Source organism: Tateyamaria pelophila, assembly GCF_019966495.1.
Lineage (GTDB): Bacteria > Pseudomonadota > Alphaproteobacteria > Rhodobacterales > Rhodobacteraceae > Tateyamaria > Tateyamaria pelophila.
In genome coordinates this window covers 1-9998 of the sequence record NZ_JAIMIA010000143.1, presented here as the reverse complement: position 1 = coordinate 9998, position 9998 = coordinate 1, and the positions used below count along the sequence as shown (strand labels likewise).

13 protein-coding genes are annotated in these 9998 nt (G+C 57.1%); 5 read left to right on the top strand and 8 right to left on the bottom strand.

Annotation, left to right across the window (positions count from 1 at the left end; translation table 11 throughout):
• Positions 1 to 104: 104 nt before the first annotated feature.
• From LC354_RS24055 to secG, 8 genes are all read right to left on the bottom strand, one after another.
• Entirely contained in the window at positions 105 to 263 is a 159-nt protein-coding gene (locus LC354_RS24055; protein ID WP_223428517.1) for a hypothetical protein, read from the bottom strand.
• 25 nt (positions 264 to 288) lie between these two features.
• Positions 289 to 1062 carry an ABC transporter ATP-binding protein gene (locus LC354_RS24050; protein WP_223428516.1) on the bottom strand — a complete coding sequence of 258 codons (774 nt, stop codon included), beginning with the start codon at positions 1060 to 1062 and terminating at the stop codon, positions 289 to 291.
• A gap of 120 nt (positions 1063 to 1182) precedes the next feature.
• Positions 1183 to 1908 (bottom strand): phosphate/phosphite/phosphonate ABC transporter substrate-binding protein, encoded by a 726-nt coding sequence (locus tag LC354_RS24045; RefSeq protein WP_223428515.1) that lies wholly within the window; start codon positions 1906 to 1908, stop codon positions 1183 to 1185.
• 8 nt (positions 1909 to 1916) lie between these two features.
• Positions 1917 to 2351 (bottom strand): tellurite resistance TerB family protein, encoded by a 435-nt coding sequence (locus LC354_RS24040; RefSeq protein ID WP_223428514.1) that lies wholly within the window; start codon positions 2349 to 2351, stop codon positions 1917 to 1919.
• Positions 2352 to 2378: 27 nt separating this feature from the next.
• Positions 2379 to 2810 carry a tellurite resistance TerB family protein gene (locus tag LC354_RS24035; RefSeq protein ID WP_223428513.1) on the bottom strand — a complete coding sequence of 144 codons (432 nt, stop codon included), beginning with the start codon at positions 2808 to 2810 and terminating at the stop codon, positions 2379 to 2381.
• A 13-nt stretch (positions 2811 to 2823) separates the two neighbouring features.
• Positions 2824 to 3597, bottom strand: coding sequence for a 23S rRNA (adenine(2030)-N(6))-methyltransferase RlmJ (gene rlmJ / locus LC354_RS24030; RefSeq protein ID WP_223428512.1), 774 nt, complete (start codon positions 3595 to 3597; stop codon positions 2824 to 2826).
• 210 nt (positions 3598 to 3807) lie between these two features.
• A complete protein-coding gene (locus tag LC354_RS24025; protein ID WP_223428511.1) occupies positions 3808 to 5451 on the bottom strand; it encodes a CTP synthase in 1644 nt (547 codons plus the stop codon).
• A 159-nt stretch (positions 5452 to 5610) separates the two neighbouring features.
• On the bottom strand, positions 5611 to 5988 hold the full coding sequence (gene secG, locus LC354_RS24020) for a preprotein translocase subunit SecG (protein ID WP_223428510.1): 378 nt from the start codon (positions 5986 to 5988) through the stop codon (positions 5611 to 5613).
• 117 nt (positions 5989 to 6105) lie between these two features.
• Between secG and nthA the strand changes: the two genes are divergently transcribed.
• From nthA to LC354_RS23995, 5 genes are all read left to right on the top strand, one after another.
• Positions 6106 to 6723: a nitrile hydratase subunit alpha gene (gene nthA, locus LC354_RS24015; RefSeq protein WP_223428509.1), complete on the top strand. Its 618-nt coding sequence runs from the start codon at positions 6106 to 6108 to the stop codon at positions 6721 to 6723.
• Positions 6720 to 7394 (top strand): nitrile hydratase subunit beta, encoded by a 675-nt coding sequence (gene nthB / locus LC354_RS24010; protein WP_223428508.1) that lies wholly within the window; start codon positions 6720 to 6722, stop codon positions 7392 to 7394. The genes nthA and nthB overlap by 4 nt, the downstream gene beginning before the upstream one ends.
• On the top strand, positions 7391 to 7705 hold the full coding sequence (locus LC354_RS24005) for a nitrile hydratase accessory protein (protein ID WP_223428507.1): 315 nt from the start codon (positions 7391 to 7393) through the stop codon (positions 7703 to 7705). The genes nthB and LC354_RS24005 overlap by 4 nt, the downstream gene beginning before the upstream one ends.
• A gap of 416 nt (positions 7706 to 8121) precedes the next feature.
• Positions 8122 to 9414, top strand: a complete 1293-nt coding sequence (locus LC354_RS24000; protein WP_223428506.1) for an adenylosuccinate synthase — start codon at positions 8122 to 8124, stop codon at positions 9412 to 9414.
• 14 nt (positions 9415 to 9428) lie between these two features.
• A complete protein-coding gene (locus LC354_RS23995) occupies positions 9429 to 9656 on the top strand; it encodes a DUF2842 domain-containing protein (protein ID WP_223428505.1) in 228 nt (75 codons plus the stop codon).
• The last annotated feature ends 342 nt before the right edge of the window (positions 9657 to 9998 follow it).

Genomic DNA, 9998 nt, shown 5'->3' with positions numbered 1-9998 from the left:
CGGGCCAGCACAGCATCGCTTCGAAGCATAAGGCACCCGCCTTCAGGCGTTTCCGCAACTCCGGAGACCCTCAGAGGAAAGAGATACTTGATCCACAGGCCTGATCAGGCAATCTTCGCGTCAGATGGCAGGCCACTTGGGGAATGTCGGTTATAAGGAGGGTACGCGCCCTCGGTGCCCATGCGCACAACCGAGTGGCTTTCCGCGATGGCAAAGGTCGACGTCATTGCGACGATCATCGTGCTGAGAATAATGGATTTCATGAGTGATACTCCCGTTTTTTTTGATTTACGCAGCATGAGTTGCAGAGAGAAACCCGCGCAGACGTTCGGATTTGGGTGCGCCAAAGAGTGTTTTTGGCGGCCCCTGTTCTTCGATCAGGCCTTGATGCAGGAAAACGACATGGTCGCTGACATCTGCGGCCAGCTTCATGTCATGGGTCACGATGAGCATGGTGCGCCCTTCGCCTGCCAGATCCTTGATGACTTTGATGACCTCTTGCTCCAACTCGGGGTCAAGCGCGCTTGTCGGTTCGTCAAACAGGAGCGCTTCGGGCTCCATGCAAAGCGCGCGCGCGATCGCGGCGCGCTGTTGTTGGCCGCCAGAAAGCTGGGCCGGATACACATCGCATTTGTCGCCGATGCCGACCTTGTCCAGATAGGCGCGCGCCGCTTTCTCGACCTCGGCGGCGTCACGCTTGAGCACGGTCACCGGTGCTTCCATCACGTTTTGCAGGATCGTCATGTGCGCCCACAGATTGAATTGCTGAAACACCATGGACAGGTTGGTGCGGATCCGCAGGACTTGCTTGGGGTCCGCAGGGCGGCGGTCATGATTCTGCCCTCGCCATGTGACGGGCTCTCCCTTGAACAGCATGTCGCCCTGCTCGCTGTCTTCGAGCAGGTTGCAGCAACGTAGCAGTGTCGATTTGCCAGATCCGGACGATCCGATCAAAGCCACGACGTCGCCGCGACGTGCCATGATGTCGACGCCCTTGAGGACTTCAAGAGTGCCATAGGATTTGTGCAGGTCGCGAATTTCGATGACGGGTGGGTTTGTCAAGGCAGCACGCTGATTAATTTTCAAGCGCACTTCTTACAGCGATTCGACCGTATGTCTATGACCCGAGCAGACCTTCCCCAACGTAAATGCCTGCTTTTTTGGCAGTACAAGCTAAGGTGATTACGGCGCTGGCGGTATCGGAAGATCGAGATAGGTCTGTGCCGGAATGCGGATCAATGCCTTGAGATGCAAGATGTCGCGGTCGGTTCGATCAAGGGCCTCTATGGCCCGGTCGATGGCTTGGGCGATGGGGGCAGGGTCATGTGTTTGCGCTGTGATATAGGGCAGCCCGGGCGTTGGCGTTGTGCGGTCGATGATCCTGAGCGCGTTGAACAGGCTCGGGGAATCGTGTTCCAACATCTTCCATGTCACGGCGTCAATTGCCGCGATATCTGCACCTCCTTCAATCACCGCGCGGGCAGATGCCGCATGGGCACCGGTTTGAGGACCGACCTCGAATGCCTGTCCGAGGGTGTGAAAATGGGCCAATGGAGCGGCCCACCCGGATTGGCTTAGCGGCTCATTATAGGCCAGTCTGGGGCGATCCAGCGCGGTCAGTGCGGGTGCAGGGTTGTCCTCGCGCACCAGCAGGACGCTGTTATAATGCCCGGGCGGACAATCCGGTACACCGTAGTCCGGTGTCCCGATAAGGTTCACCTTATCATGCAGTCGCGCCCGAAACGGCAGGCCGCATGTTTGCGACATCACCAGATCAGGTGACAGCCAATGGCCCCACAGGTCGTCGGTTCTGTCGAGTTTTTCAGGCCCATGACCAAGCGCTGATCGGATCAAGGACCAAAATCGATCATGGGCGATGCGCGCATGGGCCATGTCATACATGCCCATGCTGGCAATCACTTGGTGACCTTTTGGCGGGTCAATGCGCTGTCACGATCCGTGATTCCCAAAAGGTTCGAGACGAGGCGCAAAACAGAATCCTCTTCATCCGTCCGTTGTCCGTCGGCCAGAACGACAGTCCACAGGGCCTCTAGTACAGCGAGGCGATCCTCATAGGCGACGGCCTCCTTGATGGCCTTGGTAAAGCGGACCGTATCCGGTGCCTCAGCTTCCATCGCTTCGGCCTCAAGCCGAAACGCCATCGCCTCATCGGGCGTCAGGTCATAGCGCTCTTTGGTGATATCATCGATCCTGGCTTTTTCTCCGGCGCTGTAATCATTGTCCGATCGGGCCACGCGAACCAGAAGGGCGGTGAGAGCCAGCCGTGCATCGGCATTCGCGATGGGCGCTGGTTCGGGCTGTATCAGCCGGTTGAGCAAGTCTTGAAACATAAACGCGATATAGAGCGATCGGGACGATTAGCCAAGCACGCGCGATTTGATATCGGCGCTGTCGGCTGGGGTGATGTCCAAGGCTGCTTCGATCTGGTGCAGGGTGTCTTCTTCGAGTTCGTTGACGTCCCCATCCGACAACAGGACCTGCCACATGGAAAACGCAAGACCAAGACGATCCATGTAAGGTATCGTTTCTCTCAGTATTTTGGTAAATTCGGGCGTTCCGGGTGCATGCCGTTCGAGGGCCTCGCAGGTGGCGCGCAGTTTGGCGGCTTCCAGAGGTTTCAAAGAAAACGTGCCAGCCAGAATTTTGTCGATGGCCCCAACCTCTGCCGCCTGATAGTTCCGGTCCGCCATCGCGATCCGTACCAAAAGCGCACCGAGCGCAAGCTGCGGTGTCGGCTCTGGCAGAGGCTTTTTCTTGGGTGGGTGTTTTGGAAACAGACGTTCGAACACGTGCATGGGTCCTCTAGGATAAAGTGTCGAAGCGAGCTTTCAGATTTGCCGCCTCCTGCGCAAGCCCAAAGGGCGGATTGATGACAAAGAGACCGGAGCCGATCATGCCATGGCCGGGACGCGCGGGCGGAAAGCGGACTTCGTGGCGCAAGGCTTGAGGATGCTCATTCTGTAGTATTTTCAACATGCTGCCATGCGCGGATGACGTCAGGACCGGGTACCACAATACGATAATTCCCACATTCCATGCGCGGGCGTATTTTCTGATGTGGGACGGAATCGTTTCGTAGTCATACTTGATCTCAAAGCTGGGATCGATGAGCATCATACCGCGTCGCGGCGTCGGCGGCAGCATGGAGTGCGCCATCGCAAATCCATCGGTGCGACGGCAGATCGCGGTGGGCAGAGCCAATTCAAGGGCACTGTGCTCGCCCGGGTGCAGTTCGGCCAAGGTAATCCGATCCGTTTCGCGCAACCGGTGTACTGCGATCATCGGGGAGCCGGGATAAGCGTTTACGCCATCGGTTTGTGCCGTTTGCTGCAAGCTTTTTGTATAAGGATGATTTGGGTCAAACCACTGGCGCGCCCTGTTGATCCCCATGGCTGCTTCACCGGTCTTGAGCGCTTCATCGGCCTTGAGATCATAGATCGCGCGACCCGCATGGGTCTCGATGTAACTGATGGGTTTGTCCTTGCGGGTCATATACTCGAGCATCCACGCCAGCAGGCTGTGTTTGTGAACGTCTGCGAGATTTCCGGCATGGTAAATGTGCTGATAGCTAAGCATTCGGTGCTTATGGCGGGCGGTGTCGGTGCGCGCAACTGATAACGGACGGATTGCATCGCCGCTGCGCTGTGCGCATGGCTTTTATGACCGCAGCGCGGTTCCTTACAACGTTGAAGAGTGCAGTCAGTTTTTTGAAAATAAATCTAACATATGCAAGGATAGCCGGGGTTTCAAAATGCTGTTACCGCGTCCCGCCGTTTTTCGACCCCCTCAGACCAGACGGCTGGCGTCTTTTGCAGCGCGCACGAAATCTTCGAACAGTGGATGAGGCGCAAAGGGTTTGGATTTGAGTTCCGGATGGAACTGCACCCCAATAAACCAAGGATGGTCTGACCACTCGATGATCTCGGGCAATCGACCGTCGGGTGACATGCCTGAGAAGCAAAGCCCTGCTTCCTCAAGCTGTTCGCGATACTTTATGTCAACTTCGTAGCGATGTCGGTGACGCTCATCGATAGACGTGGTACCATAAATGTCCGCCACACGGCTCCCCTCCAGCAATGTAGCGTCATAGGCCCCGAGCCGCATGGTTCCGCCCTTGTCGTCGCCGACTTTGCGTTCGACCTTATGGTTGCCTTGCACCCACTCCTTGAGGTGATAGACGACCGGTTCAAAACGTTTTTTGCCCGCCTCGTGATCAAACTCTTCCGACCCGGCAGTGGCGAGACCCGCCACGTTGCGGGCTGCCTCGATCACGGCCATCTGCATGCCAAGGCAAATCCCCAGATAGGGTACTTTTCGGGTCCGGGCGAATTCGGCTGCCTTGATCTTGCCCTCGGTGCCGCGCTCGCCAAACCCACCGGGCACAAGGATCGCGTGGAAGCCTTCGAGATGCGGTGCAGGATCTTCCTTGTCAAACAGCTCCGCATCAACCCATTCGACTTTGACGCGCACGCGATTTGCCATTCCGCCGTGGGTCAGCGCTTCTGCGATGGACTTATAGGCGTCTTCGAGTTGCGTGTACTTTCCCACAATCGCAACTTTTACTTCACCGTCGGTATTGTGAATCCGGTCGCTGACATCTTCCCATTTGCTCAGATCCGGTTTCGGCGCCGGGCTGATCTGGAACGCATCCAGCACAGCCTGATCCATGCCTTCGCGATGATAGGCCAGCGGAGCATCATAGATCGTGCTGAGATCTTGCGCCGCGATCACCGCCTCGGGCCGAACGTTGCAGAACAGCGCCAGTTTTTCGCGTTCCTTGGCGGGGATTGGTCCTTCGGATCGGCACACAAGAATGTCGGGTGCGATGCCGATCGAACGCAACTCCTTGACCGAGTGTTGCGTCGGCTTGGTTTTCAACTCTCCGCTGGCCTTGATAAAGGGCAACAGGGTGAGATGCATGAAAATGCACTGGCCGCGCGGTTTGTCCTGACTGAACTGGCGAATGGCCTCGAAAAACGGCAGACCTTCGATGTCGCCGACCGTGCCGCCGATTTCACAGAGCATGAAGTCGACCTCGTCATCGCCGATATTGATGAAGTCTTTGATTTCATTGGTGACATGCGGGATGACCTGGATGGTCTTTCCGAGGTAATCGCCGCGACGTTCTTTCTCCAGCACAGTCGAGTAGACACGGCCGGAGGATATGGAATCGGTTTTACGCGCAGCGACGCCGGTAAAACGTTCGTAATGGCCCAGATCGAGGTCCGTTTCTGCTCCGTCATCGGTCACGAAAACTTCACCATGCTCGAAGGGCGACATCGTGCCGGGATCGACGTTCAGATAGGGGTCAAGCTTGCGGAGCCGCACGGAGAAGCCCCGGGCCTGCAACAACGCGCCCAAGGCCGCGGATGCGAGGCCCTTTCCAAGCGATGAGACAACGCCGCCTGTGATGAAAATATAGCGTGCCATGCGGTGCTGTCTCCCGTGGTTCGATCAGGCCAAAGGCCAACTGCGGTGGGTGCGATACTGCGCACCCCACGGGACCTCAGTGTATCAGGATTCGGATTAAAAGGGCAAGGCTGTCGCAACATGGTGTTGCGACGTACTGAACGCCCTCAATATTTCGTATTAGTCTGCCGTCGGTACAAGCGGTGCGTTGTCACCAGCCGCAGGCGGAAGCAGGTCGCCGGCAGGGGGTACAAGGCCGTCTCCGGGGCTGTTTTGTGCAGGTGGCGTTATGCCCAGCTGGTCAATCACAGAGGTTCCGGACGCGTTTTTCGCGGCAAAGATCGTCAGCGTGATCGATGTGATGATGAAGCCGATCGCAAGGATCCATGTCACCTTGCCCAGGGCCGTGGCTGCGGCCCGTCCTGTCATTGCGCCGCCACCGCCACCACCCATGCCAAGGCCGCCCCCTTCGGAGCGCTGCATCAGCACCACGGCAACAAGGCCGAGTGCAAGGATCAGATGGATGATGAGAACGAGTGTAGAGAAGTCGTAGTCCATGAGGCGTTGGGGCCCTTTTCTGCGCGATGGGCGGTATCTATGCAAGTTTGCCAGCCGGGGCAAGTGGGCCTTTGAACGTCTGGACAAATCCTGGTGTTGTGGCCCATGATCCTGCCCATGCCACATGATCATACACATGACGACCACCCGCACAGTCTTCTGCCGTCAGAGCCTGCATTGCGTGTCAAAGCACTCGAGACGATTCTGACGCAAAAAGGTCTGATCGATCCCGCTGCGCTGGATGAAATCATCGACACATATGAAAACCGTATCGGTCCGCGCAATGGTGCCCATGTGGTCGCGAGGGCCTGGAGCGATAGTGCTTTCCGCGCGGCCTTGCTGGAAGATGCAGACCCCGTGGTATCAGAGCTTGGATATTACGGTCGCCAAGGCGAGCACATCGTGGCGGTGGAGAATACAGACGACGTACACAACATGGTCGTTTGCACCCTATGTTCGTGTTACCCATGGCCGCTCTTGGGGATCCCGCCGGGATGGTACAAATCCGATGCCTACAGGGCGCGTACCGTGCGCGAACCACGCAAGGTTCTGGCAGATTTCGGCGTTGAGCTTCCTGAAAACATGGCTGTCAGGGTCTGGGACTCGACCGCCGAGGTGCGCTATCTGGTCATCCCTCAACGTCCCGCCGGTACAGAAGGTATGAGCGAGGCCGACCTGATGGACCTCGTCACGCGCGATTCGATGATCGGCTGCGGATTGGCAAAGGCGCCATGACCCGGGTGCATGATATGGGGGCGCGCTTTGGCGACGGGCCTGTTGTACCAGAGCCCGAAGGCGTTCAATTCCATGAGAATTGGCATCCCCGCGCACTTGCTGTCACACTGGCCTGCGGATCTTTGGGATTGTGGAATATCGACGTTTCGCGTCATGCACGCGAAAGCTTGTCGCCAAAGGACTACGCGCGTTTTTCGTACTACGAAAAATGGATTTCGGCCCTTGCGGATATGCTGGTTGAAAAAGGTGCGCTGTCCTCGGAAGAGCTGGCGTCGGGCCAAGCCATAGGGCCCAGCGATCTGGTCAGCCGCAAACTGGCAGAAGCGGCTGTTGCGGAGGTTCTGGCGAAAGGGGCCCCCGCAGACAGGCCGAGCAACGTTGCGCCCCTCTATCGAACTGGAGATTTGGTGAAAGCACGGGCGTTCCCGGAAAACATAGCTGTGCCCGGCGGGCACACCAGACTGCCCAGCTACGCGGCCGGGGCGACGGGGCGCATCCTGCGTCTGCATGGCAGCCATGTCTTGCCTGACAGCAATGCGCATGGACGCGGCGAAGCGCCGGAGCCGCTCTATGCGGTGGCATTCAGGGCTTCAGACTTGTGGGCGCACGCGGAGCATCCGCGCGATGAGGTTATCGTGGACATGTGGCAAAGTTATCTGGGGGCCACATGACGCCGGAGCCGCTATTTGAAGCGCCTTGGCACGCACAGGTTTTTGCGTTGACCGTTCATCTGAACGAGTCCGGTCGGTTTGACTGGCCGGATTGGGCGTTGCGTTTCGGCGCGACACTCAAACGCCACGGGATCGAGCGCGATTTGAACGGCGGTGATGACTACTTCGTCGCATGGCTGGAAACGCTTGAGGCGCTTTTGGCTGAAGACGGAAGTGCCGACGCAGGGGAAGTGTTACAGATGCGACAGGCTTGGGAAGCCGCTTATCTGCGCACGCCACACGGAGCCCCGGTTACACTCGAAGTGTCCTGATTTCTCTGTTCCAAAAAAATCCCGGGGGAAGCGCGTCAGCGCTGGGGGCTGGCCCCCATTTTGGCTGCTGGACGGACGCTGTTTGCACTGCGTGCAAAGACGCCCCGCCCACCATCCCAAACCCTTACAGGCATTGGTCCGCCTGCAGTGCACTAACGAACCCGAAGCCTGAACGTCGTACATTTTTCGAATGATATGGTTGACCTTTTTCCGGACGCAGGCTCTATATTTCCTGACAGTTCACTGCGCGGCCCGTCAGTCCTTATCATTTGGCAAGATGACCTCTTGGTCCGGCGTATTTTACGACAGCGCATGCTTCCGACAAAGATGTTTCAGCCGAAAGAAATGCGAATTGCGGTTTGCCTTGCCCGGCGGTCTCGCTATACGGGCGCGGGTTCTCATGAAAGGGACATCATATGGCCAATGTGGTTGTTGTCGGCGCGCAATGGGGTGACGAAGGCAAGGGCAAGATTGTCGATTGGTTGAGCGAGCGGGCCGATGTCATCGCCCGGTTTCAGGGCGGGCACAATGCCGGTCATACGCTTGTCATCGATGGGACTGTATATAAACTGCATGCCCTGCCATCCGGTGTGGTGCGTGGCGGCAAGCTGAGTGTGATCGGTAACGGCGTCGTTCTGGACCCTTGGCATTTGATTTCGGAAATCGAGACGTTGCGCGGACAGGGCGTAGTCATAACCCCTGAAACGCTGATGATTGCCGAGAATACACCTCTGATTCTGCCCATTCACGGAGAACTGGACCGCGCGCGCGAAGCGCAGAATTCAGTCGCCAAGATTGGAACCACCGGCCGGGGAATTGGTCCGGCATATGAGGACAAGGTGGGGCGGCGTGTCGTTCGGGTTGCTGATTTGGCTGACGCGGCGACGTTGGAATTGCGCGTGGATCGCGCTTTGATCCACCATGATGCATTGCGTCGGGGGTTGGGTCTGCCCCCGGTTGACCGGGATGCTTTGATCTCTAACCTGCGCGACGTAGCAGATGAAATTCTGCAATATGCAGCCCCTGTTTGGAAAGTGATGACGGAGGCCCGCAAAGCGGGAAAGCGTATCCTGTTCGAAGGGGCGCAGGGCGCGCTTCTTGATATCGACTTTGGCACATATCCCTTTGTCACTTCGTCAAACGTGATTGCCGGGCAGGCCGCCACTGGCGTCGGGTTGGGTCCAGGCGCAATTGATTTCGTATTGGGCATTGTAAAGGCCTATACCACTCGCGTTGGCGAAGGCCCGTTTCCGACGGAACTGCTGGATGATGACGGTCAACGCCTTGGCGAACGCGGTCACGAATTTGGCACGACAACGGGGCGGAAGCGGCGTTGTGGCTGGTTTGATGCCTGCCTCGTACGTCAGACCTGTGCAACCAGTGGCGTGAATGGAATCTCGCTGACAAAGCTTGATGTCTTGGACGGCTTTGAGACCCTGAAGATATGCGTTGGCTACGATCTGGATGGAAAAGTACTCGATTATCTCCCGACTGCGGCGGATCAGCAAGCACGTTGCAAGCCCATCTATGAGGAAATGCCGGGCTGGTCTGAATCGACGGAAGGTGCGCGCAGTTGGGCGGAGTTGCCCGCCAATGCCATCAAATATGTGCGTCGTGTCGAAGAGTTGATTGATTGCCCTGTGGCCCTACTTTCAACATCACCTGAGCGCGAGGATACGATCCTGGTGCGGGACCCATTTGCGGATTGACCGAGGAGGCTTAGATGGCACTCAGTTATAAATCTCGAAAGCGACTGTCTTTGCTTATTTTAGTGGCAGGTGTACCTCTCTACATCATCGCTGCTGTGAGCCTCATCGCCCTGTTTGAGCGGCCTTCATTCCTTATTGAATTGCTTGTCTACATCGGGCTTGGCGTAGTTTGGGCGTTCCCTTTGAAATTCATTTTCAAAGGTATTGGCCAACCTGACCCGAACGCCGTCGGCAAGGAATGACGGCAATGGTGTCTGGGGTCGCCTTTTTTGTCCGTCAAACCAAGCCTTGGTTTATCTGAGTATGTGAGCGCGACGGTTGAGGTGGGGCAGCGACACTTGATCAAGGGTGTGGACAAATCGTTATTTGCGTCAGTTGGCGTATCAAGCCACAGACAAATGCAGTCGCATCAACGGGATGCCCAAAATATCCGGCGGTGACTGCGGTTCTAAAGCGTTTTGTGTTTGATCTGAATCGAAAGGGATTCACAGGAAGCTTTTTGTCTGATTCACTTCCGTTGGGAGGTGGATCATGGGCAAACCATATTCTTTGGACCTTCGGGAACGGATTTGCACGTATGTGGC

Coding starts and splice junctions, on each gene's coding strand:
- LC354_RS24045 (WP_223428515.1), bottom strand. CDS start 1,908: ATGGGCATGTATGACATGGCCCATGCGCGCATCGCCCATGATCGATTT.
- LC354_RS24055 (WP_223428517.1), bottom strand. CDS start 263: ATGAAATCCATTATTCTCAGCACGATGATCGTCGCAATGACGTCGACC.
- nthA (WP_223428509.1), top strand. CDS start 6,106: ATGCCACATGATCATACACATGACGACCACCCGCACAGTCTTCTGCCG.
- LC354_RS24025 (WP_223428511.1), bottom strand. CDS start 5,451: ATGGCACGCTATATTTTCATCACAGGCGGCGTTGTCTCATCGCTTGGA.
- secG (WP_223428510.1), bottom strand. CDS start 5,988: ATGGACTACGACTTCTCTACACTCGTTCTCATCATCCATCTGATCCTT.
- nthB (WP_223428508.1), top strand. CDS start 6,720: ATGACCCGGGTGCATGATATGGGGGCGCGCTTTGGCGACGGGCCTGTT.
- LC354_RS23995 (WP_223428505.1), top strand. CDS start 9,429: ATGGCACTCAGTTATAAATCTCGAAAGCGACTGTCTTTGCTTATTTTA.
- LC354_RS24000 (WP_223428506.1), top strand. CDS start 8,122: ATGGCCAATGTGGTTGTTGTCGGCGCGCAATGGGGTGACGAAGGCAAG.
- LC354_RS24040 (WP_223428514.1), bottom strand. CDS start 2,351: ATGTTTCAAGACTTGCTCAACCGGCTGATACAGCCCGAACCAGCGCCC.
- rlmJ (WP_223428512.1), bottom strand. CDS start 3,597: ATGCTTAGCTATCAGCACATTTACCATGCCGGAAATCTCGCAGACGTT.
- LC354_RS24005 (WP_223428507.1), top strand. CDS start 7,391: ATGACGCCGGAGCCGCTATTTGAAGCGCCTTGGCACGCACAGGTTTTT.